Annotated in this window: 26 protein-coding genes; 4 read left to right on the plus strand and 22 right to left on the minus strand. The window is 56.9% G+C overall.

The features are described 5' to 3' along the window. The first annotated feature begins 2 nt into the window (after positions 1–2). Positions 3–524 carry a hypothetical protein gene (locus tag JYJ39_RS09995; protein ID WP_205204052.1) on the plus strand — a complete coding sequence of 174 codons (522 nt, stop codon included), beginning with the start codon at positions 3–5 and terminating at the stop codon, positions 522–524. Positions 525–536: 12 nt separating this feature from the next. Continuing rightward, positions 537–1,988, plus strand: a complete 1,452-nt coding sequence (gene gatB, locus JYJ39_RS10000; RefSeq protein ID WP_205204053.1) for an Asp-tRNA(Asn)/Glu-tRNA(Gln) amidotransferase subunit GatB — start codon at positions 537–539, stop codon at positions 1,986–1,988. Positions 1,989–2,032: 44 nt separating this feature from the next. Here the strand turns inward: gatB and JYJ39_RS10005 are convergent, their stop codons facing one another. Continuing rightward, positions 2,033–2,590 carry a hypothetical protein gene (locus tag JYJ39_RS10005; protein WP_205204054.1) on the minus strand — a complete coding sequence of 186 codons (558 nt, stop codon included), beginning with the start codon at positions 2,588–2,590 and terminating at the stop codon, positions 2,033–2,035. A gap of 85 nt (positions 2,591–2,675) precedes the next feature. After that, on the minus strand, positions 2,676–3,317 hold the full coding sequence (gene pyrE, locus JYJ39_RS10010; RefSeq protein ID WP_205204055.1) for an orotate phosphoribosyltransferase: 642 nt from the start codon (positions 3,315–3,317) through the stop codon (positions 2,676–2,678). Between the two features lie 41 nt (positions 3,318–3,358). Between pyrE and JYJ39_RS10015 the strand changes: the two genes are divergently transcribed. Next, positions 3,359–4,141 (plus strand): exodeoxyribonuclease III, encoded by a 783-nt coding sequence (locus tag JYJ39_RS10015; protein ID WP_205204056.1) that lies wholly within the window; start codon positions 3,359–3,361, stop codon positions 4,139–4,141. 25 nt (positions 4,142–4,166) lie between these two features. Here JYJ39_RS10015 and JYJ39_RS10020 read toward each other — a convergent pair whose 3' ends face one another. From JYJ39_RS10020 to JYJ39_RS10095, 16 genes are read right to left on the minus strand one after another with little or no spacing between them, the layout of a single operon-like run. Then, positions 4,167–6,116 (minus strand): polysaccharide biosynthesis protein, encoded by a 1,950-nt coding sequence (locus JYJ39_RS10020; RefSeq protein ID WP_205204057.1) that lies wholly within the window; start codon positions 6,114–6,116, stop codon positions 4,167–4,169. Between the two features lie 38 nt (positions 6,117–6,154). After that, the gene (locus tag JYJ39_RS10025; RefSeq protein ID WP_205204058.1) at positions 6,155–7,333 is read right to left on the minus strand and encodes a DegT/DnrJ/EryC1/StrS family aminotransferase; all 1,179 of its coding nucleotides are present in this window, start codon (positions 7,331–7,333) and stop codon (positions 6,155–6,157) included. A 3-nt stretch (positions 7,334–7,336) separates the two neighbouring features. Next, entirely contained in the window at positions 7,337–7,996 is a 660-nt protein-coding gene (locus tag JYJ39_RS10030) for a NeuD/PglB/VioB family sugar acetyltransferase (RefSeq protein WP_205204062.1), read from the minus strand. Further along, complete coding sequence (locus JYJ39_RS10035) at positions 7,993–8,601, minus strand: sugar transferase (RefSeq protein ID WP_205204063.1); 609 nt, start codon at positions 8,599–8,601, stop codon at positions 7,993–7,995. Before JYJ39_RS10035 ends, JYJ39_RS10030 begins: the two co-directional genes overlap by 4 nt. A gap of 34 nt (positions 8,602–8,635) precedes the next feature. Next, positions 8,636–9,940 (minus strand): hypothetical protein, encoded by a 1,305-nt coding sequence (locus JYJ39_RS10040; protein WP_205204064.1) that lies wholly within the window; start codon positions 9,938–9,940, stop codon positions 8,636–8,638. A gap of 15 nt (positions 9,941–9,955) precedes the next feature. Then, on the minus strand, positions 9,956–11,155 hold the full coding sequence (locus tag JYJ39_RS10045) for a glycosyltransferase family 4 protein (RefSeq protein ID WP_205204065.1): 1,200 nt from the start codon (positions 11,153–11,155) through the stop codon (positions 9,956–9,958). Next, positions 11,121–12,248, minus strand: coding sequence for a glycosyltransferase (locus JYJ39_RS10050; protein ID WP_205204066.1), 1,128 nt, complete (start codon positions 12,246–12,248; stop codon positions 11,121–11,123). Before JYJ39_RS10050 ends, JYJ39_RS10045 begins: the two co-directional genes overlap by 35 nt. A gap of 17 nt (positions 12,249–12,265) precedes the next feature. Continuing rightward, the gene (gene asnB, locus JYJ39_RS10055) at positions 12,266–14,149 is read right to left on the minus strand and encodes an asparagine synthase (glutamine-hydrolyzing) (RefSeq protein WP_205204067.1); all 1,884 of its coding nucleotides are present in this window, start codon (positions 14,147–14,149) and stop codon (positions 12,266–12,268) included. A gap of 4 nt (positions 14,150–14,153) precedes the next feature. Continuing rightward, positions 14,154–15,347 carry a glycosyltransferase gene (locus JYJ39_RS10060; protein ID WP_205204068.1) on the minus strand — a complete coding sequence of 398 codons (1,194 nt, stop codon included), beginning with the start codon at positions 15,345–15,347 and terminating at the stop codon, positions 14,154–14,156. After that, complete coding sequence (locus JYJ39_RS10065; protein WP_205204069.1) at positions 15,344–16,129, minus strand: class I SAM-dependent methyltransferase; 786 nt, start codon at positions 16,127–16,129, stop codon at positions 15,344–15,346. Before JYJ39_RS10065 ends, JYJ39_RS10060 begins: the two co-directional genes overlap by 4 nt. Before the next feature lie 21 nt (positions 16,130–16,150). After that, positions 16,151–17,407: a lipopolysaccharide biosynthesis protein gene (locus JYJ39_RS10070; protein WP_205204071.1), complete on the minus strand. Its 1,257-nt coding sequence runs from the start codon at positions 17,405–17,407 to the stop codon at positions 16,151–16,153. 11 nt (positions 17,408–17,418) lie between these two features. Beyond that, positions 17,419–18,510, minus strand: coding sequence for a non-hydrolyzing UDP-N-acetylglucosamine 2-epimerase (gene wecB, locus JYJ39_RS10075; protein WP_205204072.1), 1,092 nt, complete (start codon positions 18,508–18,510; stop codon positions 17,419–17,421). After that, positions 18,507–19,595 (minus strand): DegT/DnrJ/EryC1/StrS family aminotransferase, encoded by a 1,089-nt coding sequence (locus tag JYJ39_RS10080; RefSeq protein WP_205204073.1) that lies wholly within the window; start codon positions 19,593–19,595, stop codon positions 18,507–18,509. Before JYJ39_RS10080 ends, wecB begins: the two co-directional genes overlap by 4 nt. A 2-nt stretch (positions 19,596–19,597) precedes the next feature. Beyond that, positions 19,598–20,179: a UDP-2-acetamido-3-amino-2,3-dideoxy-D-glucuronate N-acetyltransferase gene (gene wbpD / locus JYJ39_RS10085; RefSeq protein ID WP_205204074.1), complete on the minus strand. Its 582-nt coding sequence runs from the start codon at positions 20,177–20,179 to the stop codon at positions 19,598–19,600. Positions 20,180–20,181: 2 nt separating this feature from the next. Next, a complete protein-coding gene (locus JYJ39_RS10090; RefSeq protein WP_205204075.1) occupies positions 20,182–21,240 on the minus strand; it encodes a Gfo/Idh/MocA family protein in 1,059 nt (352 codons plus the stop codon). A gap of 11 nt (positions 21,241–21,251) precedes the next feature. After that, positions 21,252–22,547: a nucleotide sugar dehydrogenase gene (locus JYJ39_RS10095; RefSeq protein ID WP_205204076.1), complete on the minus strand. Its 1,296-nt coding sequence runs from the start codon at positions 22,545–22,547 to the stop codon at positions 21,252–21,254. A gap of 556 nt (positions 22,548–23,103) precedes the next feature. Between JYJ39_RS10095 and JYJ39_RS10100 the strand changes: the two genes are divergently transcribed. After that, positions 23,104–23,343, plus strand: coding sequence for a helix-turn-helix transcriptional regulator (locus JYJ39_RS10100; protein ID WP_205204077.1), 240 nt, complete (start codon positions 23,104–23,106; stop codon positions 23,341–23,343). Positions 23,344–23,369: 26 nt separating this feature from the next. On the opposite strand, the gene JYJ39_RS10105 is transcribed toward JYJ39_RS10100, so the two are convergent. Genes JYJ39_RS10105 through JYJ39_RS14045 form a run of 4 tightly spaced genes read right to left on the minus strand, consistent with a single transcriptional unit; the run spans position 23,370 to position 26,063 of the window. Further along, positions 23,370–24,665 (minus strand): type II toxin-antitoxin system HipA family toxin, encoded by a 1,296-nt coding sequence (locus JYJ39_RS10105; RefSeq protein ID WP_205204079.1) that lies wholly within the window; start codon positions 24,663–24,665, stop codon positions 23,370–23,372. Then, complete coding sequence (locus JYJ39_RS10110) at positions 24,655–24,915, minus strand: helix-turn-helix transcriptional regulator (RefSeq protein WP_205204082.1); 261 nt, start codon at positions 24,913–24,915, stop codon at positions 24,655–24,657. The genes JYJ39_RS10105 and JYJ39_RS10110 overlap by 11 nt, the downstream gene beginning before the upstream one ends. After that, on the minus strand, positions 24,881–25,273 hold the full coding sequence (locus tag JYJ39_RS14215; RefSeq protein ID WP_205204084.1) for a hypothetical protein: 393 nt from the start codon (positions 25,271–25,273) through the stop codon (positions 24,881–24,883). Before JYJ39_RS14215 ends, JYJ39_RS10110 begins: the two co-directional genes overlap by 35 nt. 34 nt (positions 25,274–25,307) lie before the next feature. After that, positions 25,308–26,063: a DUF6088 family protein gene (locus JYJ39_RS14045; RefSeq protein ID WP_240189623.1), complete on the minus strand. Its 756-nt coding sequence runs from the start codon at positions 26,061–26,063 to the stop codon at positions 25,308–25,310. Between the last annotated feature and the right edge of the window lie 4 nt (positions 26,064–26,067).

Raw genomic sequence — 26,067 nt, forward strand, 5'->3', positions numbered from 1 at the left:
CCATGCACCGGCATTTCATTTTTCCCTGCCTGGCCGCTGTGCTGCTTGTGTCCTGCAGCACGCCGCCGAAGCCCGCCGCCGAAGCCCCGCCGCCCCCGCCGGTGATCGAAGAAAAACAGAAAATCCCGAACGCCAAGCTCAAGTACCTGCACAACCGCAACCTGCAACCGCAGCCAACACGAGCGCTCAACGTGCGCTCCCGGTGCACGCACCGGGACGCCGTCGGCACGCAGACCCGCCTCAACCTTCTGGTCAAGGAAGCCGACGTCAAGAACTTCGACGCCCGCATCAACATCAAGGGAAAAGGCAGTTGCCACTTCGCCCTGAAGGAATTCGCGCAGGACGCCAAACTGCCGCAAGTGCTGCTGCGCCACAAGCAGGACAAGAATTGCACCGTGCGCATGTGGGAGCAAGGCAAGGATGTGACCATTGCCTTCAACAGCTGCCCGCAATCCTGCGAAGGCAAGGCTTTCGATTATCTATGGCCGGTCGTCATCGACGCCCGGACCGGGCGCTGTCATTGAACGGATGAAACCATGAATCAGTGGGAAGTTGTCATCGGCATCGAGACGCACGCACAACTGGCGACAGTCTCGAAGATATTCTCTGGCGCTGCCACCGCCTTCGGCGCCGAGCCCAATACCCAGGCCAGCGCCATCGATCTCGCCTTTCCCGGCGTGCTGCCGGTACTCAACCGGCAAGCTGTCGAATGTGCGATCCGCTTTGGTCTGGCCATTGATGCGCAAGTCGCTGCGAAATCGATTTTTGCACGCAAGAACTACTTTTACCCTGACCTGCCCAAAGGCTACCAGATCAGTCAGTTCGATCTGCCCGTGGTGCAGGGTGGCGCGCTGACGGTACAGGTCGGCAGCGGTGAGCAGGCCTACGAAAAAACCATCCGCCTGACGCGTGCCCACCTCGAAGAAGATGCGGGCAAATCGCTGCACGAGGATTTCCACGGCAAATCCGGCATTGACCTCAACCGCGCCGGCACCCCGCTGCTCGAAATCGTCACCGAACCGGACATGCGTTCCGCTGACGAAGCAGTCGCCTACGCCCGTGCCCTGCATGCCCTGGTGCGCTGGATCGGTATCTGCGACGGCAACATGCAGGAAGGCTCGTTCCGCTGCGACGCCAACGTGTCCGTCCGCCGCCCCGGCGCTCCGTTGGGTACGCGGCGTGAGATCAAGAATCTCAACTCCTTCCGCTACCTCAAGGAAGCCATCGAATACGAGATCCGCTGGCAGATCGAAACCCTGGAAGACGGCGGCAGCATCCAGCAGGCCACCGTCCTGTTCGATCCGGACAGCGGCGAAACGCGCATGATGCGCAGCAAGGAAGACGCGCACGATTACCGCTACTTCCCCGACCCCGACCTCCTGCCACTGACCATCGGCGACGACTGGATTGCGCGCGTGCGCGGCGAGCTGCCCGAATTACCCGCCCAGAAGCGCCAGCGCTTCATGGCCGACTTCGGCCTGTCCGCCTACGACGCCACGACGCTGACCGCCAGCCAGGAAATCGCCGACTATTTCGAAGCGACGGTTGACGCCGCGGGTGCTGGCGCGGCCAAGCCCTGCGCCAACTGGGTCATGGTCGACCTCGCCGCACGGCTGAACAAGGACGGGCTGGAGTTCACCCAGGCACCGGTCACGCCAGCACAATTGGGCGGACTGGTGGCGCGCATCGTTGACCAAACCATTTCCAACAACATCGGCAAGAAGGTGTTCGAAGCACTGTGGACGGGTGAAGGCCCTTCCGCCGACGCCATCATTGACGCCCAGGGCCTGAAGCAGATCACGGACAGTGGCGCCATTGCCAGCCTGGTCGATGAGGTGCTCGCCGCCAATGCCGCCAACGTCGCCGAATACCGCGCCGGCAAGGAAAAAGCGTTCAATGCGCTGGTCGGTCAGGTGATGAAGGCCGCCAAGGGCAAGGCCAATCCGCAGCAGGTCAACGCCCTGCTCAAGGCCAAACTGGACGCCTGATCCGCCCCGCCGCGCAACCCGCCCGTCAGTCCCCTGCCGGGCGCTCAGCGCGTGCCTGTCGGCCGCCCTCCGGTCAGTTCCAGATAGCGCTTGCGATCAGCCTCGTATTTATTACTGGTCGCCACCAGTTCTTTGTTACGCAGCGCGATCAATTCCTGCTGCAACTGGATTTCGTGCCCGTTCGCCCGCAGCTGATTCGCCAGATCCACGGGCATGCTGCGTCGCTTGTAGAACTCTGCCTCGTTGGCGAGCTTGCGCTGCTTGTGCTGCAACTCGACCATTTCATCACGCGCTTCCTGCAGCGCCCGGCGCGCCTCGCCCTCAGCCTTTTTCTGCAGGTAATCGATATCTGCCAGCGTCGGGTAGGTGGTCAGTAGCGCCTGGTCCTTGCGCCATTGCTCGCGCTGGGCATCCTCGATGCGTTTTTGCTCGGCGGCGGCAGCGGCGGCCGCCGCTTTCTGCTCCGGCGTCAATGGCGCGGCCACTTCGCGCACCAGGTTGCCGGCGCGATCAAGAACACGGTAAGCCCGACCCCGGCACTGCGCCGGCAGGGTATCGCCGCAGACACTGCGGCCGCTAGCCGAGTCCTGGCAGCAGTACATGCTCTTTGCCGCAGAGGCAGGCTGTGCCGCCGCCGGTAAGGGGAGCAGCAACGCGAGGCAGGAAAGAGCGCAGCAGCACTTCATCTCAGGCATCCACCCCATAGTTTTCCCGGTAGCGTGCAACAGCTTCCCGATATTCGGCAAACTCCGCGTGCTGGGCTAGGTAATCGAGCAAGTCCTTCAAGCCCGCCACTGCCACGACCGGAATGCCGTAGTCGCGCATCACTTCCTGCACCGCCGACAATTCACCCGTACCCCGCTCCTGGCGATCCAGAGCAATCAGCACACCCGCCGGTGTCGCCCCGGCCGCACGGATCAACTCCACCGATTCACGCACCGAGGTCCCGGCGGAAATCACGTCATCGACGATCAGCACCCGACCGCTGAGTGGCGCACCAACGATGTTGCCGCCCTCGCCGTGATCTTTGGCTTCCTTGCGATTGAACGCAAACGCGTAATTCTGCCCCTGCGCCGCCAGCGCCACTGCAATCGCCGCCACTAGCGGAATACCTTTGTAGGCTGGCCCGAACAGCATGTCGAAGGCGACGCCGCCGGTTTGCGCTGCTTTGGCGTAGAATCCGGCCAGCCGGCCAAGCGACGCTCCGTCATTGAACAGCCCGGCGTTGAAGAAGTAGGGCGACATGCGCCCAGCCTTGGTCTTGAACTCGCCGAAGCGCAACACCTTGCAGGCAAGGGCGAATTCGATGAAATCCTGGCGAAAATCCATATCACCTCAAAACAAATCCGGTTAAGCCCGGAATGCCCGCCATGTTACGCATCATCTCCCTGAATCTCAACGGTATTCGCTCAGCATGGAGCAAAAACCTGCTGCCCTGGCTATGCCTGCAAGAAGCCAGCATTGTCTGCCTGCAGGAATTGAAAGCCCAATTGCCTGACCTCTCCCCGGAAATGCTGTCGCCGGACGGCCTGCATGCGCACTACCACGCAGCGGAGAAAAAGGGCTACAGCGGCGTCGGTATCTGGGCGCGACAAGCCCCCGACCATGTCAGCGCCGGTTTTGGCGTACCCGAATTCGATGCCGAAGGGCGTTACCTGCGTGCCGACTTCGCCAATCTGAGCGTCATTTCACTCTACCTGCCGTCCGGCTCGGCGTCTCCGGAGCGCCAGGCCGCCAAATTCCGCTTCCTGGAGACATTCCTGCCCCATCTGGCAGCGCTACGCGCCGAGGGCCGGGAAATCGTCATCTGCGGCGACTGGAATATCGCCCACCATGAAATCGACCTGAAAAACTGGAAATCCAACCAGAAGAACTCCGGCTTCCTACCCGAAGAGCGGGCCTGGCTGAGCCGCGTCATCGACGAACTGGGCTGGGTCGATGTCTATCGCAACCTTTACCCGGATGCCGGCGAGAGTGCCTACACCTGGTGGAGCAATCGCGGCCAGGCCTGGGCCAAGAACGTCGGCTGGCGCATCGACTACCAGATCGCCACGCCCGGCATCGCCGCCAGCGCCCGTCAAGCCAGTGTTTACAAAGACGAACGCTTCTCCGACCACGCCCCGCTCAGCATCGATTACGACTGGCGTTTCTGACGACGGCCAACACTCAAGTGCTACTTCAGCCTTGAGCCTGCGCCATCGCTTCCTGCTCCAGGTAAACCCAGTCGACGATGTCATCGCTGGGGCTATAACCCGCCACCAGCTGCTGCAGCATCAAGCGGATGACCCCGACGTCATTGACATTCAGCGCCAACTCCAGCGCGGAAAGTTTGGGCTCAAACTCGGCCCAAGGGATGAAATCCTCATGCGCCTTCATGATGCGCGGGTGCTGGGTCGGTTTGGGGTTGTCGCCGATCAGCAGCTCTTCATAGAGTTTTTCTCCGGGCCGTAGGCCGGAAATTTCAATCGCGATATCACCGTCGGGATGCTGTTCGTCTTTCACCATCAGCCCCGAGAGCTCCACCATCCGTCGCGCCAGGTCGATGATTTTCACCGGCTGCCCCATGTCGAGCACGAACACGTCGCCCCCCTTGGCCATGGCGCCGGCCTGGATCACCAGTTGAGCCGCTTCCGGGATGGTCATGAAATAGCGGGTGACTTCCGGGTGCGTGAGGGTAATGGGCCCGCCGTCGCGGATCTGCTGGCGGAACTTGGGCACGACCGAGCCCGACGAGCCCAGCACGTTGCCAAAGCGCACCATGCTGAACTTGGTGCCGCTTTGCGTGCCCAGTTGGGTTGCTGCCAAGGCCTGCAGCGCCATTTCCGCTAGGCGCTTGCTGGCACCCATCACATTGGTGGGGCGCACGGCTTTGTCGGTGCTGATGAGCACGAAGTCGCTCACGCCGTTTTCTGCGGCGGCCTGGGCGGTGCGTAGCGTGCCCAGCACGTTGTTCTTGATGCCTGCGGCCGGATTGTGTTCCACCAGCGGCACGTGCTTGTAGGCGGCGGCGTGGTAGACCGTGTCCGGGTGCCAGGTGGACATGATCTCGCGCATGCGGTCGTCGTCCTGCACCGAAGCCAGAAGAGGCACCAGAATGGGTGGCGTGGCAACGTCCAGCCTAGCCAGTTTCTCTTCCAGTTCCTGGTGAATCGCATAGAGGGCGAATTCGCTCTGCTCAATCAGCAGCAGCTTGGCGGGATTCACCGCCAAAATCTGGCGGCAAAGTTCGCTGCCGATGGATCCGCCGGCGCCGGTCACTAACACCACCTTGCCCACGATGTTCTTGGCCAGCAGGATGTGATTGGGCGTCACCGATTCGCGCCCGAGCAAGTCGTCGATATCCAGCTCGCGCAAATCCGACACACTGATCTTGCCCTGCGCTAGATCAACCAAACTGGGCAGAGTACGTACGGCGACCTGCGCCAGACGAATCTGTGCCAGAATTTCATTACGGCGATGGCGCGACAGACGCGGCATCGCCAGCAGAACATCGGCAATACCGAGCGTCTGGACCAGTTCCGGCAAATCGTCCGGGCGATAAATCGGCTGACCATTCAAGACCTGGCCGTGCAAACGGTCATCGTCGTCGAGAAAACCCACCACCTGCATTTCCGTGCTGTGGATCATCGCCTGCGCCAGTTGCCGCCCGGTGGTGCCGGCCCCATAAATCAGCACCCTGGGCCGCGATGCCCGACGTAGCAGGCTACGATATTCATCCCCCAGCCACAGGCGCACCATAAGCCGCGAGGCCCCGACCAGAAGGAGCAACAGAATCGGCTGGAGGATGCCCACAGTGCGCGGCACCCCGGCCACACCGATTGCCATGAAAACTGCCGCATACGCCACACCATACACTGCCACTGCACGCGCTACCGCCAGCAAGGCGGGCCAGCCGCTATAGCGGAAGATAGCCCGGTACAGCCCTGAAATGATGAACACTGGTACGGCCAAACCAACCGACACAACCGCAGCCCACAATGGTTGCCCGGTCAGCGGCACGAAGACGCCTAGGCGCAAATAATAGGCCAGCCACACAGCGAGGACACAAAGAGACACATCCAGACCCAGGGCTACCAAGCGCTTGGCAAACCGTGGCAACGCGAGGACCGGGATCGTCAGTTGCCGCATATAACTCGACACAAAGCGCAATTTACCTGCTCGCTCGCTCATCCGTGTTGAGCCCTTTGCATGACCTGCCGGATCGCAGCGCAAGTCTGATCCATTTCTACAGCGGACAAAGTAGGATGCACTAGGAACATCACACTCGTTTCTCCCAAGCCCTGCGCCACAGGCAACCGTGTGCCTGGCCGCCATCCCGTATTGTCGAATGCCTTTTCCAGATACACCTCCGAGCAGGAGCCCTGGTAGCAAGGCACTCCAAGAGCATTGATTTCGGCGACAATCCGGTCGCGACTCCAACCCGTCGCCAAGCATTCAGGGCGCACATAAACATAGCACTTGTACTGCGCATGCTGACTTCCTTCCGGCAATTGAGGCGCGTACAACGCCTGGAATTCCCTGCAAACGGTCTGGATTTGCTCACTGTTGGCCGTACGTTTCGCCGTCCACTCCGCCATACGCCGCAACTGGATACGCCCGATCACAGCTTGCATTTCGAGCATGCGCCAGTTGGTACCAAATGATTCATGCAGCCAACGAAATCCCGGTGGATGTTCACGCTCGTAAACTACGGCATAGCTTTTGCCGTGATCCTTGAAACTCCACATGCTGCGCCACAAGGCTTCATCATTAGTGGTTACCATGCCGCCCTCGCCGCCGGTGGTCATGATTTTGTCCTGGCAGAACGACCACGCCCCCACATGCCCGATCGAGCCCACCGAGCGCCCCTTGTAGCGCGCCCCGTGTGCCTGAGCACAATCCTCGATCACTTTCAGCCCGTACTGTTCGGCTAGTTCCATGATTGGGTCCATGTCGCACGGCCAGCCCGCCAGATGCACGCAGATCACCGCCCGTGTGCGCGGCGTCAGCACGTGGGCAATGGTCTCTGCCGTCAGATTGCCGCTTTCCGGCGCCACATCCGCAAACACCGGCGTCGCCCCCGCATTGACCACACACGACACGCTCGCGATAAAGGTCCGCGGCGTCACCACCACCTCGTCACCAGGGCCAATGCCCAGCGCATGCAGCGCCACGTCCAGCGCCAGAGTGCCGTTGGCCAGCGCCACCGCGTAGCGGGTGCCCGCCCAAGCGGCGTATTCCTGCTCGAACGCGCGGCACTCGGTGCCCGTCCAGTAATTCACCTTGTTCGACAGCAGCACGTCGCGTACCGCATCGGTCTCTTCCTGCGTGAAGGAGGGCCACGGACTAAAGGGTGTGTTCAGCATCTATCAATCCTTGTTCATGATCCGCGCCGGGTTGCCCACCACCGTGGCGCCAGCCGGTACGTCTCTAGTCACCACTGCACCCATGCCGACCACGGCACCCTGGCCAATGACCAGCGGCTGCCCCGGCTTTCCCTGCTTTAGCATGGCGCCGGTGCCGATATAGGCGTGATCCTCGATGACCACATTGCCGTTGCATTTAACCCCTGGGGCAAAGGTTACGAAGTCGCCGATCACGCAATCGTGCTCGACATAGCTGTAGAGATTGGCGTGAAAATGTTTTCCGATCCGGACATTCGAAGTGATGGTAACGAAGGGGCTTAACACCCCCCCCTCCCCAATTACGACGTCATCCATCACAACCACATTAGCCGCAGTTAGCGACCAAGTACGCAGGCCATCGGCCGCACACCGGGCGGCTAACCGCCGACGTACGGTGTTATTGGCAATAGCCAGTACGATGTAACGCTCGCGTGCTTGCTCCGCCAGAAAATCACCATAGGCCAGCACCCGCTGTCCATTGATGCTCGGTACGACAGGCGCATCATCCACAAATACCAGACAATCGGGCGCCACCCCCTGGCGACACAATTGCTCTCGTGCCAGTGGCATGACCCCTCGGCCGCACCCACTCGCACCGTAAACCGCATACAGTGCCTCCTTCATTTGGCTTCTCCTTCAGGCATCCCGGTAAACTTAGGCATCGTCGCCTCACCTTCAGCGCTGATCCCCTCGCGCACGAATACCTTCTTCACCGTTAACGCCAAGATCTTCAGATCCAGCCAAAACGACCGGTTGTCCACATACCAAACGTCGAGGCGGAACTTCTCCTCCCAACTCAATGCATTGCGCCCGTTGACCTGCGCCCAGCCGGTCACCCCAGGGCGCACCTCGTGCCGACGGGCCTGCTCGGGCGAATACAGCGGCAGGTATTCCATCAGCAGTGGCCGCGGCCCCACCAGGCTCATGTCGCCCTTGAGTACGTTCCAAAGTTCGGGCAGCTCGTCCAGGCTTGCCGCACGCAGGAAACTACCGAAGGGCGTCATGCGCTCGGAGTCGGGCAGCGGCTGCCCATCCGGGGCGAGCGCGTCGCGCATGGTGCGGAATTTGACCATCTGGAAGGGCTTACCGTGCAGCCCCGGGCGGATCTGACGAAAGAAAACAGGCGAACCCAATTTCTTATGAATTTGCCAGGCGATGATCGCCATCACTGGGGCAAGTATTAGTAAAGCGAGCCCCGAGCCTATGATGTCTAAAAACCGTTTGATCATAAATCGCAAGAACTTTCCAACCTGCATGACAGAGTCAAAGACCACGATCTAGCCTCACACGTCGTAAAACCAACTGCCACGCCAGCACCCCGAAACTTATCCACAGCAGCATTGCCGGCATACGTACTCTGTACAAAGAGCCGATATTTACCGTCGCCAGGACATATATCGCCACCCATGACAGGGTGAACAACAGCAACATCACCACAGCCAATTGTCGCGGTTGCTCCATTGGCGCAATCCTTCTGCGATCAATAAATGCAGCAGCACCTAAGCCGACAAAAGAAAAATAGAGAACTGACATCTCCAGTGCAGCGACTGCTCTCATGACTTTGCTGCCCGGAGCCTTCCCCTGATCGAACCAATGCGATGGGAAAGGGGCTAACAAAGCCACCTGCAGCATTCGAGGAAAATAACCAATGACGTCGGCAGCCTGCCTGAAAACCCTCTCAGTATCGATACTAGACCCTGCCTCAGGGTAACCACTTATGAGATGCTTTCGTGCACGTGCAATATTTTCCAGCTTCTGGTCAAACATTCGCAACGGCAAGGTGTAATTCCATTGAACACACACAACAGGATCTGGTCCCGTAGCAGCACCAGCACCAGTACCAGTACCAAGGCCAAAATTTACGCTCATGCTAATGGTAATTGCCAGTCCCGCCGCCAGCAGCAAGTTCGGTTTGCGCAACCGGATCCATATCGTCACAGCACATAGCAGCATTACAGACTGGCCCAGCAGCAACAATTCGAGTGCATACGGTCGCACATACCCTATGGCCAGATTGCCCAATAGCAAAATCACGCAGCCAATAGCTGTAAACGGCACTTCACGAGTCAGCATCCGCACCCAAACAGCTAATATTGAGAACAGACCGGCTAATACCCATATATCCTTGTGAATCTGACCGAAGACCATAACTAACGAAGGCATCAGAAACATCGGCAATAACGCCAGCAAACTTTCTCGTATCCGGCCCGAAATGTCGTGCAAGATCGAGTACAAAGCGGCCAGAGCAACACCATAAAGAATCGCATTAACTGGAAGCACTACCCATGGCTGACGAATGCCAGTTAACGCATACAAGAAACTGGCGACCCCTGCTGGCGCCTGCCCCTTAGGCCGCGCACTCCAAGCCTGCCATCCCTCTAAGTGTATTTGGTCAGCCATTTGAACGGCCAACTCGTGGAAGTAAACCCAATCCCCCCCAGCAAGCAGGCCATTTCCCCCGTGCCATGGAGTCAATGGGATCACAATAAGCTGTAGTAACGCTGCCACTAAGAGCGCAAATACTCCACCGCCCAGCGCGATGGTGAGGTGTATTTTATGTTTCTCCATTAACCACCGCGCGAATCATTTTCCCTCGCCTTGGCTCAGCTCAGCAAAACCGAGTATCCGCAGAAGTACCGGGTTGATTTTATCCACATCAAACCGCTCCTCTGCTAGCCTACGGCTCTCGCTCCCCATGCTTGCCACACAATCTGGGGTTTGAACAAATTGCATCATGGCTGAAGCAAGGGCTTCAACATCACGTGGGGGGACCATAAACCCATTCACCCCATTTACCACCGTTTCACGGCACCCGGGCACATCCGTCGTGATTACAGGTCGCCCCATTGCCATCGCCTCTTGCGTACTACGCGGAACGCCTTCCCGGTAATACGATGGCAGAACAAAGACGCTGGTCTGCGCCAACCAGGGTTTAACATCCACCTGACCGGGCCACTCCACTGTGCCGTCGTCAAGCCACGGCTGAATATCCGCACGACCAAGCGCACCAGGATTATCGTCCAGCCCACCCAGCAAACAAAAACGCACATGAGGGTACCGAGCCTTCACCAAACGCGCAGCTTGCAGATATTCCATGATCCCTTTCTCTCTAAGCAAACGAGCGATGAGCGTAAATGTAATGGGGTGAGTATGCGGCGGCTGCACAGGCCATTCTTGCAAAGGGACACCTATCCCCCCCAAGACAACAATTTTTTCAGGATCAAGGCCGCACAAGCGTTCAAGATCGGCAGCATCGTCTGGATTCAGCACCACAACCTTGTGTGCGAAATGAAACGCCGCACGATATAAACGAGTTATGACCCAAGCCAAGAGGCGTTGGCTGAGCAAACGTCCTCCTACCCCCTCGGTGAACGCATAGCCCATGCCTTCCACCATAGCCACACGGCGTGGCACGCCAGCCAAGGTGGCTGCCAAAATCCCCCAGACATTGGTTTTGGCAGCGTAGGTAAACACCGCCTCAGGTTTTTGATCTTTGAAACAGCGCCACAGCTGCCAAAGGGTTCTTAGATCGGTCAATGGGTTCAGTCCCGATCGCGACAAACGGTAACCCTCTGTCCGCACACCCATACCCTGTACAGCCTTGACAGCATCTGGCTGCCAGTCAGGAGCTAGCGCAAACACATTGACCCTCCGTTTTCGCAGGTCCACGATCATCGGGCCACGGAAATTTATCAACGAATGTGAATAATGCGAAACTATGCTAATAGATTTCAAAATAACTCCGCGCTTATACCGGGTGTACACCAAGACGATCTTTTCCAACAAGATCTGCCACCAATGCATGTAGTAAGTTTTTTTTGTCGATTAATTTTTTTGCGCTAACAGAAACATCTTCCTTCGCCATGCTCCTAGACTCTCTTGCGAACATGATTATTTCGTCAAAATCCGTATTTTCCACCTTTTTAAACAGCCTTCCCGATGGAATCGTATCGGTGTAATCCCCGCAAACAGGCAATCCAAGCATTAAATATTCGCGCACCTTGAGCGGACAGGCTTGTTTCATTTTGTTTCTATCCAGTGCAAAAGAGGCCAACCCAATCCAGCAGCGTTGACTAAGCTCAAAAATCTCTTGGCTCGATAACTCACCATGCACCTTGATGCGCGCGTCATTGTCGATCTGCTTGTACTCTTCCGGGATTCGCCCAACCAAGTGCAAGACAAAATCATGACGGCTGTCTTTCAAGGCCAGCAATAGCCTATCAAGGCCGTGCCATGGGGCAAAGTTAGCAACAAACAGCATCTCTGGAACATCTTTTCCCCGACAATCCATCAACTGCAAATCCCGGTACAAGACACCATTCGGGTATACGGTCGCTCGTTCTTCATGCACGCCTGACCTGCTCAATTCGTAGTCAACAATTTCTTGAGTAACGCCAACGATCCCCGTTGCCTTTCTGAGTGTGCTCGGTCCAATCCAAGATTCCAATCTCGCACGAATCAAGCTTGACAACTTCCCGGGCAATGCTAATTCAGGAACTTCCAGCGTGTGATGAACGAAAAAAACCGGCTTTTTGCACTTACGCACAAAATAAGCCTGGAAAGGATCATGGACGTAGTAGCGCAACAGAAAAACGTCCACCTCCGATTGCTGGTTTAGCAACCACCTGTGGTAATTCCTTCTAAGTTTGAGCCAGGATTTCAATGCATCGGCTTTGTTCTCAAGTTCATGGCAGTTTGTCTTTTCGTCAAACAACATGGTCTTGAATCCACCTCGTGTTCCCTGCGGGCAAAACATTTTCACCCGCCAATTCAGCCCCAACTCCATGGCAGCTTCCTGTTCCCAGTCCATTTGTGTGCATATGCCTGATGGAGGGCGCAGCAGGGCTGCGCTATGCAAGAAACGAATATTTTTCATAGCGATCTTATGCTTTCTTACGCAACAAAACGGCTGTACCAGCGGCAAAAATTAATCCATCGCCACACCTGCCAGGAAAAGGCTTTTTTGCCGGCGATGATCAGTGCAAACTCGCGCAACACTTCTGCCTGATTGAGAAACGGAATTTGCAGATCCTCGCTCAACCATAAACGTACTGTATCTGCCATCGGCAACAACCAATCTTGTTCTGGTGTGACAAAACCAATTTTGTCGCGCCGATCGAGAATGTCGTCAGGGACAATTCCTCGCATCGCCGCGCGGAACACCGATTTTGTTTCGCCGGCTCGCGAGATCAGGTACGTTTCTGGAAGGGACAATAGCAATTCGACCAAATCAAGTGTCAGGAATGGAACCCGACTCTCCACCGAAAAACGCATGGAATTCCGGTCACCGTGGCGGAGCAAGGCCGGCAAACCCCGTCTCGTCAAGGAAAGCAGCAATTCAGCGCTCACGCGCCTCCCGACCTCATTAATGTCTGGGCGCTGGTATGGATAACGACAAATAACCCCTCTTGCCTCTAGAGGTTCGGCATTAATCCAAGCGGGGAGGTCATGCATACCGCCCAGACGACGCAGCATGTCATGTAGTTTCCCCTGCGCCGTTGCTGCCACTAAGTGCTTGGCGCCAGCAACGTAACCACGACCCGGCCACTTGGCCCATTGGTTTAGAAAATGCAATGCCTCAGATAACCTCCCTTTTTCCAATAGGCTGCGTATTCGTTGTCCCGGATAGCCGTTGTAACCGGCGAGCATTTCATCTGCCCCTTGGCCATCCAGGGTCACAGTGACTCCCTGTTCCTGGGCCATTCTGAAAACCCGGTACTGGGCATATATGCTGGTACTGCCAAACGGTTCCCCCTGGACTGCAATCATGTCATCCAGGTCACTCGCCAACTCTTCACCGCTGACCACAACCTTGTGCGACTGTGCGCCCACAAACTGATTGACCCTATCTACCCATACCTCTTCGGATATTGCATTACCGCGAGCAATATAGCTGAAAGTCTTGATCGGAAGTCCGGGCTGGACATGTCTCATCGCACAAACCACAGCCGATGAATCGATGCCACCTGACAGTGCTGCACCCAGCGGTACATCACTACGCAGATGCAGACGGATATTTTGCAAGAATTGCTCACGAACCATTTCCGCCGCATCGGAGAACGACAGATCATGTCGCTCCACAATACTTGGTACCCACCAACGTTCTGACTCGGCCACCTGCCCCCTATTCAGGTCGACAACCAGGAGATGCCCTGGCAGCAAATGGCTCACCCCCTCGAAAAAGGTTCGCGGCCCACTGTCGTAATCCCCATGCACCAAATAATCGTAGGCACGTTGCCAGTCGAGCATGGGCTTTCCAGGGAGCAGTTCCATCAGCGCAGATATTTCCGAGGCGAAAAAAAATCCGCTCTCTGTTGCCGTATAAAAGAACGGCTTGATACCAAACGCATCCCTGGCGCAGGTCAGTTGGCCGCGCACCTTATCGAGCAAGGCAAACGCGAACATGCCTGTCAGGCGGGGGAGCACCGCTGCGCCCCATTGCGCCCAGGCAGCGAGCAGCACCTCGGTATCGGAATCGGAAACGAATTGGTGTCCCAGGATCCGTAATTCGTCGCGTAATTCGCGGTAGTTGTAGATCTCGCCATTAAAGACAATCGCCCAGCGCCCATCGGCGGAATGCATCGGCTGATGTCCTGCGGCTGAAAGATCGATGATCGACAGCCGCGTATGCCCAAGCCCGACGGCGGCTGCCCCCATGGGATACAGCACGTGGCCGTTGTCGTCTGGCCCACGCCGGCGCATGGCGTGCAGGGCTTTGGGTAAGCTGCTGTCTGCTTGCGTAGATTGGCTCCACCAACCTCCGGCGATTCCGCACATATCTCTATTTTTCTTTCAATATTTGTTGGTAGAGCGCACACAGTTGCTGCACCACGGCGTAACGCGAAAAACGCGCTTCAAAGTTTTGACGAATGGCTTGCGGGCTGTAGCTGTGCCAATTTGCCGCCATGTCTCGCATGACCTGCGCCAACGCGGGCACATCGCCCACATCCACCAACCGGCCATTGATGGCATTGACAATGGATTCGGGTCCGCCACAGCGCGTGGCAATGATGGGCTTGCCACAGGCAATGGCCTCGGCATAGACCACGCCAAAAGTTTCGTGGCGTGAGGGCATGACGAAGATGTGGCAGTCCTGGAACAGCGCTGGCGCCCGTGCGCGGCTGACTGGCCCCAACCAGCGCACCCGGTCAGCCAGCCCCAGCGCCTGCGCCTTGGCCTGGTAAGCAGTACGCTGCGGGCCGTCACCACCAATGCGAAATTCAAACTGATCTGCGGGCGGATTCCACAGGGCGATGGCGTCGAGCAAGTGATCGATGCCTTTTTGCTCTGAAATGCCACACAGGGTGAAAAACACCGTTTTGCTGGAGTTGGGCTGCCCCAGGGCAAAAACGCGTTCATCCACCACATTGGGGATGACCACGGGTCGGGGGTAGCCAAACGAGGCAATGCGGTCGGCCAGCGATGGACTGACGGCAATCGAGGCTGCAGCCCGTTCAAATGCCTGGGCAATCGTAGGCAGTGGTTGACCATTGCACAGCAGGTTGGGAAAGGGAAAAGGACTCATGTGCTCGGTCAGCACATAGGGAATACCATGCTCTTGTGCCAGCAGCGATGCAATATAGCCGCCAGGGTAGCTGACATGGGCGTGGATCAGGTCAATCTTGCCGAAGCGCTGCTGGGCGAGGCGAAAGTTACGGCGGTTGACGGCCACCAGCTGCCGCACACCGCCGAAGGGCAGGCGATCGCTCCAGTGGATTTTGGCGTTGAATGTTTCATGCACGCCGTTTCGCTCGCGCACCTGATCCCGGGTCTGCTTAAGGCACCAAGCCAAACGCTGGGGCCAACGCCATGGGCTGCGGGCAGACAGCACGGCATCTGCGTGCCCCCATAGACTGACCAGCACGCGGATATCAGGTGCCAATTCGGCAATGGCCTGTGCTTGCTCTTGGGTAAAGGTGCCAGCGAGCGGACTGTCAGGGCTGGGGTACCAAGAGGGGAGGAGGAAGAGATTCACTTTTCAGCAACAACATATAAATTTGTTAAAAACAAGTGCCGAAGGAAAGTGTTTTTTATTATTTTAAATGCTAATTTTTTAAAGAATCCATTTGTTTTGCTAAAATCAACATCGTATCCAACTTCAATATATTTAAAACCGAATGCATTTATCATTTTTTTTAAACTAAAATAATTTTGCTCATTCAAATGATAAAGTCGGTAATGCTCATCAAGCGTATCGGATTGTTTTTTGGGCAAAATAACGCCCTGCAGTCGATTAAAAAGCCTAACCAAAGGATAGCCAAACCTTCTCTGGATTGTATTTGGGTGGGTAAATATCAAAACTCGCCCACCCGGCCGTAAGGATTTATACGCAATTTCTACAAATTTATATCCCTCAGCAGCAGAAATATGCTCTATGAACTCTGAAGCCAGTATTCTATCGTAATGATTCTCCAACGCCTTGAAATCAGCAAAAGAAGATACTACAAAACCAACTTGAGCGCCTAATGATTTTGCCTTTTCAATGGCCAAATTAATTGCATCCGCAGAATAATCAACACCAGTCGCAGTACCACCCTGTAAGGCATGATAAATACATATTTCCCCACGACCGCAGCCAAACTCAAGATATTTATGCCCCGGCATTAATTTCATTAAATTAACATTCCTCTGATACCTATCAAAGAGACTCAGAAATTCGCCATTGAACTCAGAATACTCTCGAAATCCATCAACAGCCTCAAGAAAATATTTTTCGTTATACAGGTTTATAGATCCAGAAGAATTTATTTCACTCATGATAAAATCCAAACTTGTAATTTAATATTTTAGTTTTCGCCAAATTAAATATTGATAGCCAACTATTGTAACAATCTCAATCACCACCCAAGCCCACAAACCCAAAGATATGCTATTAAAATATTTTCCCAAAAAAATACAAAACGGCCTGTAGATAAAAGTAATAATACCAAATAAAAAACTATATTTTTGAAGCCCAAGAAGCACATAAGCTCCCGAGGTAGGTGAAGAAATAAACATCGCAAGCGCCATAGGCGCAAGCGTCATTGCAATAGTTCCAGAACCCAGCCATTTATCGCCTAGAACTATCGCAAAAATAGAGTCGCCGCCGATCAAAATTGAAGCAAATGGAATCAAGCCTATAGCAAACAAAAAGAGCCAGCTTTGTCTGATTGTTTTTTTTGCAAGCACTGGATTTTCAAGTATATTGGAAAATCGCCGCATAAAAACTTGTCCCACAGCTCCACCAATAAGCGCCATGGGAATCATCAATAAGCGCCATGCCATGCTGAACTGCCCTGCATCATCAGAACCAAACCACGCAGCAATCAGCAACACGGGCATTTGCAGCGTTATCACATCCAGCAAGGCGGTTGGTAGCAGATATTTAGGGGCATTTTTATGTGCTAATGCTGTTGCTTGTAACTCCTGCTTTTGCCACAGGTGCGCGGCAGAACGTCCAATCCACAGTGCAGCCAAACAAAGACACGCGCTTGCGCAAATTTGAGCAATCAATAACCCATTGTCGCTGTGAAAAAATCCAAAAAAAACTGCCAAGCCGGCCAGAGCGGCACTTTGCCCCACGCGCAGCCACGCCATGTGTTGGTATTTTTTTTGTCGGTTCATCCACCCTTGCATGATCGCCAAGACTGATGTGGCTGCAGCCGTTAAAAAAGCAATGGGCATCCAATTTCCCAAAATGCCTAGGCCCAATTTTTCTTGCAAGCCCATAGGAAGCAACGCACCCAACACGGCCAGAACTACAGATAGCCCAGCGCTAAGAAGCAAACTTAAAAGCACCAAGTTGGCGGATTCAGTGTTTTCTTTGGGGACAAGTATCGAGGTTTCATACCGCAGTGTTATCAGCGTTGCAGCCACACTGACTACCGCCAAAAATACTGCCAACAAGCCAAAATCGCTAGGCGTATAGAGCCGCGTCAGCAGTGGGGTGGAGGCTATGGTAATGGCCTGGGCGATGGCGGTCCCCACCATCAAGGTGGCAACATCCCGCGCGGCACTGCCTCGCTGGAAGCGGGAGGTTATTTTTATCCACATCATTCATCGCCGCTTCAGGTGCTTGCCGCCTGCAGCAAGGCAAGCATCCGACCTGCGGCCTGGCCATCGCCGTAGGGTTGGCAGTGAGTGTGTGCCGCGCCCGCGCCCAGTGCTGTATAAGCGGCAAGAATCGTTACCCGGTCAGCCCCGGCCAGATGATTCCAGCCCAGCTCCACCGTCTCCACCCACTCGGTTTCATCGCGCATGGTGATGCAGGGCACCCGATAAAAGAAGGCTTCTTTCTGCACGCCACCGGAATCAGTGAGGATGACCCGAGCCGCCTGTTCCAGCGCCACCATGTCGAGAAACGCTAACGGTTCAACTACGGTCAGCGCTGCCAGATGCTGTTCCAGCTCGAACTGCTGCAGCAGCTTGCGGGTACGCGGGTGCAGCGGCAGTACTACCGGCATGTCAGCGGCGATCTGCGCCAGCGCGCTGACGATACCTTCCAGACGTACGGGGTCGTCGGTATTTTCAGCCCGGTGACAGGTGGCCAGGGCAAAATTCTTTTCACGCAGCGCCAGCGTCTGCAGGATGCGACTGCCGGCTCTAGCACGTTCGCTGTAATGCAGCGCCACGTCGTACATGACGTCGCCGACGTTGTGCACACCCTGGGTGACGCCTTCACGGGCCAGGTTGTCGATAGCGACGGCCGTCGGGCAGAGCAACAGGGTCGACACCCGATCGGCGAGGATGCGGTTGATTTCCTCGGGCATGCGCATATTGAAGGAGCGCAAACCAGCCTCGACGTGCGCCACCGGAATGTGCAGCTTGGCGGCCGCCAGGGCGCCAGCCAGGGTTGAATTGGTGTCACCGTAAATCAGTACCCAGTCCGGTTTCTCATCGAGCAGGATGCGCTCGATGCCTTCGAGCATGCGCCCGGTCATGGCGCCATGACCGCCCCCGGAGACTTCCAGGTTGTAGCGCGGGGCCGGGATTTCCAGCTCGTCGAAAAACACCTGGGACATGTTTGGATCGTAGTGCTGGCCAGTATGCACCATGACTTCTTCAAGCTGGCCCGGATGCCTGAGAATTTCGCGCGTGACCGCAGCTGCCTTGATGAATTGTGGGCGGGCGCCAACGATGGTGACGATTTTGCAGGTCATGGCTGCAGGCTTTCGCGCAAGGAATGGATGACCGACGCCTGTGCAACGGCGTCGAGATAGGGATGCATGGGCAGGCTCATGACCCGTGCGGCGACTGCATCGCCGACCGGCAGGCGGGCAGCCGCATCCTGTACGGCCGGCTGGCGGTTGAGGGGAATCGGGTAATGCACGGCGGTGGGCACGCCCGCTGCCTTGAGCCGCTCCTGGACCTGATCGCGCAGCTCAACCTGCACAGTGTATTGCGCCCAGACACTGCGGTTGTGCGCCTCGATGAAGGGTGCAGCGATGCCAACTTCGCTGAGCAGGCGGGCATAGCCCTGAGCGACCTGCTCGCGCTGCTCCAGTTCGCGCGGAAAAACTTCCAGCTTAGGCAGCAGGATGGCTGCCTGCAGGGTGTCCAGGCGGCTGTTTACCCCGACACGAATGTGGTGGTAGCGGCGGTCCTGCCCATGCCGGGCAATCTGGCGAAGAACCTTGGCCAGTTCCTCGTCATTGGTGAAGATCGCTCCGCCGTCACCGTAGCAGCCGAGCGGTTTGCTGGGAAAGAAGCTGGTGCAGGCAATGGTCGTCAGGTTGCACGAACGCTTGCCCTTGTAGGTGGCCCCGAAGCTCTGCGCGGCATCTTCGATGACCGGGATACCATGTTTCGCGGCGATGGCATTGATGGCATCGAAATCGGCGCACTGACCGTACAGCGACACCGGAATGATCGCCTTGGTGCGCGGCGTGATGGCGGCTTCGAGCAGTGCCGGATCAAGATTGTAGGTGCGCGGGTTAATATCCACATACACAGGTCTGGCACCCAGCAGGGCCACAGTTTCGGCGGTGGCGATGTAGGTGAAGCCAGGGGTGATGACCTCGTCGCCCGGGCCGATGCCCAGCGCCATCTGGGCGATCTGCAGGGCGTCGGTGCCATTGGCCACGCTGATGCAGTATCTGGCACCGACGAAGGCAGCGAGCTTTTCTTCCAGTTCGGCCACCTCCGGGCCGAGGATGTACTGGCCATGCTCCAGTACTTTCTGAATATTGGCGTCGATCTGCGCTTTCAGACCTTGGTACTGGGCTTTGAGGTCGATGAAGTCCATGTTCACTCGGGCAATTTGTGGAGCGTGTCACCGCTCAGTTGGTAACAGGCGCCGGTATGAATGCAAGTGGCCTGCGCCTGCCCTTGCAGCGGCAGGTCCAGTTGTTCGCCGTATTCGCTCATCCAGCCGATCTGCCGGGCGGGAACGCCGACCATCAGGGCGTAAGCGGGAACATCCCGGTTGACCACGGCACCGGCACCGATAAAGGCGTATTCGCCGATGGTGGCGCCACAAACGACGGTGCAATTGGCGCCAAGGGTGGCGCCTTTTTTCACCAGCGTGTCGCGATATTCGCTTTTGCGCTCGATCAGCGAGCGGGGGTTGTAGACATTGGTGAACACCATGCTGGGGCCGCAGAACACGCCTTCTTCCAGGGTGACGTTGTCGTACACGCTGACGTTGTTCTGGATTTTGCAGTGATCGCCGATGACCACTTTATTGCCGACAAAGACATTCTGACCCAGTGACACCCCCCGGCCGATTTTCGCGCCCGCGCAGACGTGTACGAAATGCCAGACGCGGCTACCATCGCCAATCTGCGCCCCGGCGTCCACGATGGCACTGGGATGGATGGTCACGGCCATGGTCAGTAATCCAGCGGCAAGGCAATCCGTTTGCCGTCACGTGCCGCCAGGTAGGCCGCGATGAGCACTTCAAGCGACTTCAGCCCTTCGCGTCCGTCCGTTTCCGGCTCAGCTTCGCCGCGCATCACCTTGATCACGTTGTCGTAGTAGAGCGGATGCCCGAAACCGTAAACCGAGGTCGTGGCATAGTTCGCGGCGGCGATCTGCTCGTCCTCCGGCTGCTTCTCGGCAAACTCCCAGTGCTGAATTTCGTTGACCGCAACACCGCCCACACGCACCGTTCCATTTTCACCCAGGATGGTGATGCTGCCCTCGAGGTTTTTGGGATAGGTCAGCATGGTCACATTCATCGAGCCCAGCGCGCCAGAGCGCCAGCGGACGCTGAGCACGCCCGTGTCCTCAACCTCGATGTCGCGCGCCAGCGTCGAGGTGTAGGCCTGGATGCTCTCGATGGGCCCGATCAGCCAGTCGAGCAGATCGACATAGTGACTGGCCTGATTCATGAATGCACCCCCATCGAACTCCCAGGTGCCGCGCCATTTCGCGCTGTCGTAATACTCTTGCGGCCGGGTCCAGAAGACGTTGATGTTCACCATGTAAATGCGCCCAAAGCGCTTCTGCTCCACCGCCTTCTTCAGCAGTTGCAAAGTGGCATTGCGCCGGTTCTGCTTGACCACGAAGAGACGTACACCGGCATCGTCGCAGGCCTTGACCATGCGCAGGCCATCGTGCCAGCGGGTGGCCATCGGTTTTTCAGTCATGACATGGCGCCCTGAGCTGGCAATCTCGATCGTCTGCTCTGGATGCAAACCGCTTGGCGTGGTGAGCACGACAATGTCGGCCGTCGTCGTCTGCAGCATTTGCGTCAAGCTGGCATGCCCGCGGGCGCCGGTGCGTGCTACGGCTTGACCAAGGGCCACCGGATCGATATCGCACACGTCGACGAGCTCGATATTCCCGGCGTGCTGCGCCATAGCCGCAAAGTGGTTGGCGGAAATCCGGCCACAGCCGACCAGGGCCACCCGGATTTTGCGGTTCTCGATTTTTTCGTAGAGGCGCATGCTTCGATTCCTTACAGACGGAAAACCGTAAAGCCGGCAGCAGCGGCCAGGTGACGGTCGTACAGGGATTTCAGATCGCCCAGCACGGGCATGTCGCCACGGCACAGGGTTTTCAGCTCCCGCACATCGGCTTTCCGGTATTGGTTATGCCCTACGGCGACAACCAGAGCGTCCACCTGCTGCGTACGGTCGATCCGGCTGAGGGTGATGGCGTATTCGTGCCGCACTTCGTCCGGGTTGGCCCAGGGATCATCGACCACCACCCGCACCCCCCAACTCTCGAATTCCCGCACCAGATCAGCGACCTTGCTGTTGCGGATGTCCGGGCAGTTTTCCTTGAAGGTCACTCCCAGTACGCCCACCGTGCTCCGGGCGACATCGATGCCATTACGCAGCATCAGCTTGATGACGTTGCGAGCCGCATAGCGAGCCATGTTGTCGTTGATCCGGCGGCCGGCAAGAATCACCTGCGGGTGATAACCGAGCTGTTCCGCCTTATGCGTCAGGTAATACGGATCAACACCGATGCAGTGCCCCCCCACCATGCCGGGACGGAACGGCAGAAAATTCCATTTACTGCCGGCGGCCTCAAGCACTTCCAGCGTATCGATGCCAAGTCGCTGAAAAATGACCGACAGCTCGTTGACCAGGGCGATATTGAGGTCACGTTGCGTATTCTCGATCACCTTGGCCGCCTCGGCGACTTTGATGCTACTCGCCTTGTGCGTACCCGCTGTGATTATATTGGCGTACATGGCATCAATCGCAGTAGCAACTTCAGGCGTACTGCCGCTCGTGATTTTCTTGATGGTCGTCAGCGTATTTACTTTATCCCCAGGGTTGATGCGCTCAGGACTATACCCACAGAAAAAATCCACATTGAATTTCAGACCACTTGTCCGCTCCAGCACGGGAACACAGACTTCTTCCGTCGCCCCTGGATACACCGTAGACTCATAAATCACCACAGCACCTGGGCGGAGTACCGTTCCTACCGTTTCACTCGCCTTGATCAACGGAGTCATGTCGGGGCGATTGGCTTGGTCCACAGGAGTCGGCACCGTCACGACAAACACATCGCACCGACGCAAGCTATCGAGTTGTGACGAAAAAGAAAGCCGTCTCGCCGCCTTCAATTGATCGGCAGTAACTTCCAGAGTGCTGTCATGACCACTTTGCAACTCCAGAATTCGGTCAGCATTGATATCAAAACCAACGACCTCACGTTGCTTGCCGAACTCAACCGCCAAGGGAAGCCCAACATAGCCCAAACCAATGACGGCCATGGGTCCGCTAGAAATATTCATGATGTAGTGGTTTCAGTACGCTACCGCCCTGCCGTTTCACGGTCGACAAACGCGGACTGCAATTATGGAAGAAGCACACTGTACTCACCACAGCAGATTTCTGCACTGGCGCTCAGCGAAGGATGGATTCTGCCATAGCGACTGACTTTGGAAAACCTTCAACCAACCTTGCTTCACCCCGAAAGAGATAGTGGGGTAGCAGTGACATTTTCGCCTGTTGGCACAAACAATAAAAAACCCCAACCGGGAATGGTTGGGGTTCGAATTCTGGTGGTGGGACACTCGCCCGCCACCGACAGCAGCATGAACGTACGCAAAACAGGCTGCACGTACTCTTGCGAGCTGATTCGAAAGGTTTAACCGAGTCCGCATCCTACCGCAAAACCAGCTTGGTTCAATGATCTTTTGACGCCCCAGACTGGTCACCGAATTTACCTTCCCAACAGGTGGCCGTGGTGTCGACGTACTCCGCCAAGCCTCCCTGACCACCCTCAGGACTTGCTACCTTCCCGAAACAGAGCGTTCATGGACTCCCGATCACCACAAGGAGTTCAGCATGACCACCACCCACTTTGACCAACAGCAACTTGCCGACCGCTGGGGCCTGTCACCCAAAACGCTGGAGCGGTGGCGCGTCCTCGGCACCGGACCAAAGTACATCCGGCTGCCTGGCAAAGTCATCTCTCGTCTCTGCGACATCGAAGCCTATGAAAACGAGTGTCTCGTGTCGTCGACCGCCGAGTTCCGCAAAAACACGAAGCGGTCAGACCATTCTGTGACCACCACGCTGCCCTGATAGCCCGTAATCGTAAACGTCTTGGCTCATGTGGATGGGTCAGGCTCATCCTCCGTGTCTGCCGCAGGTTCACTGAGCCTTCGAACAGTCAGGGCGCAGCGTTGCTCGATCAAGGTCACAATTTGCTCAATCACGCCCTGACCGGTGAAGCCACGCTTCGGGTGTGACTGCAGTTCACGCGCGGTAGTCGGCATCGATTTTGCCAAGGCCAGAATCCGCTTTCTGGCCTGAGCCCTGCTGAGGCCAGCGGCTTCCACGAACAGGTCCCAGTGCCTTGCCTGCACTTCGCTGAACTTGTACTTGCTGCCAATCTTCATCGCCATCTTGGGCGTCAGATTTGGATAGACCGCCGTCGAAAGCGCGTCATAGAGCGGCGCCAGGACAGCGGACTTGTCCGCGTAGAGCAGCGAGAAATTCTTGGCGTGCGCGTCGTGATTGCCGATCAACGCGTTGAAGATCACGTAGTCGAGCATGCGCAGGATGTGCGGTGCGCTGGGGCGCGTAACGCGCCGAACCAGATCGAAACATTGCGCCAGATCCGGGCCACCTTCGTTCTGATATTTCATTTCAGGCACCACCCCCAGCGCCTGGCAAAAGTCCTCTTGATGCAGGCGCCGCCGCTGACCTTGCACATTGGTCATCCGGTCATAGCGCTCGACCAGCAAGAACTGTCGCCCCAGCACGGATCGTACCTGCGACTTGGCCGGCTTGAGTTGCATGGCCTCAGCCAGCGCCAGGCAAAAGCCTTCGTTGATCACGGTGTCCGCTAAGGTTCGGATGGCTGGTTTCAGGATATGCGAACTGGGCGTACCGTTTCTCGGCAGACCGATCCGGTCGCCATCGAAGACCACGGGCAGCTTGTCTTGAGCACCCGCCAGTGAGAGCCGCAGGCCATCCTTGCCGGCCAACATCGGCCGATGCGGCAGTTCATCGAGAATGGCGACGATCTCTTCGTCGCTCAGCCACTGAACGTCGTCGCCTTGCTCAGAACTGGACAACGACTGCCCTGGCTCGAGTAAGGTGACTGCCCCGGCACACTCCCCACCGATGTGATCGAGCAGCGCAAAATCGTTCTGGCTCGACACCTGAAATTGCTGGGCAATGAGGCGCCTGAGTTGTCCCTCCGGCAACAGCCCTGCAAAGAAGGGGCGCGCGTGGTGATCGTCGAACGGTTCTGCTTGTAAAGGCAGCGAGCGAGACAGGGTCACTGCCTGAGGGCGTGAGAGCCAATCCGGTGCATAACGAAAATTCAGACGTCCATGGATAAGGGCCAGGGTGCCAACCCTCTCGGCGAAGAGCCAGACTTCAAGCTCACGCGCCATGCGGGTTGCCCTCAGGGTGATTTTCAGGGGCGGATGATGGCAGGCCGATGAGATGGAGCGTCCCCCCCAGCGCGTCAATCACGCGCAGCACGTTTTCCAGACGCAGAGTGGCCTTGCCCGCTTCAAGGTCAACGATGAAGCGCACACCAACGCCTGCCGCCAGAGCCAGCTGAGGCTGTGTCAAGCCCAGTTGCTTGCGTGCAGCACGCAGCGCGTCACCGAGTTGTTCTGTAGTCTGTATGGAGCTCATTGCTGGTCTTGTTTCCCGTTCGGGAAATTATCAGCCAGTTCAAGGAAAGAGGCAAGCCATATTTCCCGTTCGGGAATTTTTCGTGAAAGAGTAAGCCCAATAAGCAGACGTTTCCCGAACGGGTAATTTTTAAACCCCGGGACATCGAAACTTTCGAAAATGAGTGCCTCTTGTCATCAACTGCCGAGTTCCGCAAGAACACGAAGTTGTCTGCAGTCTTGCCGACGAGGACATTGAACACGAGCCAGCTAAAGAGCCGAGCGCGTGCGACCGCCGGGCTGCGACAGGCGTTGGCCAGTGCCGCGAGATTTTCCATGCTGCCCTGGCTGTATTTGAAGCTACGGTCCAGGCCCAGCAACTGGCAGCATGGGACCGACTACGGTATCGCCGGATTAGCCCAGCACCCCGGGCTCACGCAGCAACTTCTTCAAGCGGGGCTTGGCTTGCGCTGGACGATTCAGCGCTTTTTCGAATACTTGCCACTGCACGTCATCAAGCACGACCTGATGACAGCTGGCAGGTGTCTGTGCTGCAGCCGTCTCCACCGCATTGGTTAGGGATTCACCGGCCTCCGTCACCGCGCGCGCCATCCAGCCAGGTAAAACGGCTCGTGCCGCACGCATAGCAGCCCATTCCACCGGCGGCAGTTTGGTCTTCAATATTTCCAGTGCCGTCTCTGCCTGCTCAGGGCCCAGCGAGTACAAGGCACGGATCGCCATTCCGGCCGGACGTTTCCCAAGGACAAGCTGCCACCGATGGCCATGCTTGAGTTCGACAGATCGGTTGCCGAGCTGTAATTCGCGGGAGCGCCCCGACGTCAGAAACACTTCACGAATGGGCACCTGGGAGGTCAAACCGAGCGCGTTGGCCTCGGCGGCACCGTCGGCAACGATTACCTCACTGCTGGTTGACTCAATAGCCTTGATCACAGCATCGGTTGACGGTGTACGTGCGCCAAACCGGCTAAATACAGGTGCGACGTAGATACCGCGCGCAACGCGCATCAGGTTGCCTTTTCGCGTCAAACGGGTGAGTGCCTGATTCACCGCAGCTCTGGACGCTAGATGCAAGAACGCTCTGGCCGATAGCAAGCTGCCCTCGGGCTGGGCTTGTGCAGCAGACAGAATGGATTCTGGAAGATGGTTCACGACA

It is taken from the genome of Azonexus hydrophilus, from assembly GCF_905120355.1.
Classification (GTDB): Bacteria; Pseudomonadota; Gammaproteobacteria; order Burkholderiales; family Rhodocyclaceae; genus Azonexus.

Excerpts from the sequence above, each read along its gene's own strand:
- JYJ39_RS09995 (WP_205204052.1), top strand. The coding sequence starts at position 3 with ATGCACCGGCATTTCATTTTTCCCTGCCTGGCCGCTGTGCTGCTTGTG.
- gatB (WP_205204053.1), top strand. The coding sequence starts at position 537 with ATGAATCAGTGGGAAGTTGTCATCGGCATCGAGACGCACGCACAACTG.
- JYJ39_RS10005 (WP_205204054.1), bottom strand. The coding sequence starts at position 2,590 with ATGTACTGCTGCCAGGACTCGGCTAGCGGCCGCAGTGTCTGCGGCGAT.
- pyrE (WP_205204055.1), bottom strand. The coding sequence starts at position 3,317 with ATGGATTTTCGCCAGGATTTCATCGAATTCGCCCTTGCCTGCAAGGTG.
- JYJ39_RS10015 (WP_205204056.1), top strand. The coding sequence starts at position 3,359 with ATGTTACGCATCATCTCCCTGAATCTCAACGGTATTCGCTCAGCATGG.
- JYJ39_RS10020 (WP_205204057.1), bottom strand. The coding sequence starts at position 6,116 with ATGCGGCAACTGACGATCCCGGTCCTCGCGTTGCCACGGTTTGCCAAG.
- JYJ39_RS10025 (WP_205204058.1), bottom strand. The coding sequence starts at position 7,333 with ATGCTGAACACACCCTTTAGTCCGTGGCCCTCCTTCACGCAGGAAGAG.
- JYJ39_RS10030 (WP_205204062.1), bottom strand. The coding sequence starts at position 7,996 with ATGAAGGAGGCACTGTATGCGGTTTACGGTGCGAGTGGGTGCGGCCGA.
- JYJ39_RS10035 (WP_205204063.1), bottom strand. The coding sequence starts at position 8,601 with ATGATCAAACGGTTTTTAGACATCATAGGCTCGGGGCTCGCTTTACTA.
- JYJ39_RS10040 (WP_205204064.1), bottom strand. The coding sequence starts at position 9,940 with ATGGAGAAACATAAAATACACCTCACCATCGCGCTGGGCGGTGGAGTA.
- JYJ39_RS10050 (WP_205204066.1), bottom strand. The coding sequence starts at position 12,248 with ATGAAAAATATTCGTTTCTTGCATAGCGCAGCCCTGCTGCGCCCTCCA.
- asnB (WP_205204067.1), bottom strand. The coding sequence starts at position 14,149 with ATGTGCGGAATCGCCGGAGGTTGGTGGAGCCAATCTACGCAAGCAGAC.
- JYJ39_RS10065 (WP_205204069.1), bottom strand. The coding sequence starts at position 16,129 with ATGAGTGAAATAAATTCTTCTGGATCTATAAACCTGTATAACGAAAAA.
- JYJ39_RS10070 (WP_205204071.1), bottom strand. The coding sequence starts at position 17,407 with ATGATGTGGATAAAAATAACCTCCCGCTTCCAGCGAGGCAGTGCCGCG.
- wecB (WP_205204072.1), bottom strand. The coding sequence starts at position 18,510 with ATGACCTGCAAAATCGTCACCATCGTTGGCGCCCGCCCACAATTCATC.
- JYJ39_RS10080 (WP_205204073.1), bottom strand. The coding sequence starts at position 19,595 with ATGGACTTCATCGACCTCAAAGCCCAGTACCAAGGTCTGAAAGCGCAG.
- wbpD (WP_205204074.1), bottom strand. The coding sequence starts at position 20,179 with ATGGCCGTGACCATCCATCCCAGTGCCATCGTGGACGCCGGGGCGCAG.
- JYJ39_RS10090 (WP_205204075.1), bottom strand. The coding sequence starts at position 21,240 with ATGCGCCTCTACGAAAAAATCGAGAACCGCAAAATCCGGGTGGCCCTG.
- JYJ39_RS10095 (WP_205204076.1), bottom strand. The coding sequence starts at position 22,547 with ATGAATATTTCTAGCGGACCCATGGCCGTCATTGGTTTGGGCTATGTT.
- JYJ39_RS10100 (WP_205204077.1), top strand. The coding sequence starts at position 23,104 with ATGACCACCACCCACTTTGACCAACAGCAACTTGCCGACCGCTGGGGC.
- JYJ39_RS10105 (WP_205204079.1), bottom strand. The coding sequence starts at position 24,665 with ATGGCGCGTGAGCTTGAAGTCTGGCTCTTCGCCGAGAGGGTTGGCACC.
- JYJ39_RS10110 (WP_205204082.1), bottom strand. The coding sequence starts at position 24,915 with ATGAGCTCCATACAGACTACAGAACAACTCGGTGACGCGCTGCGTGCT.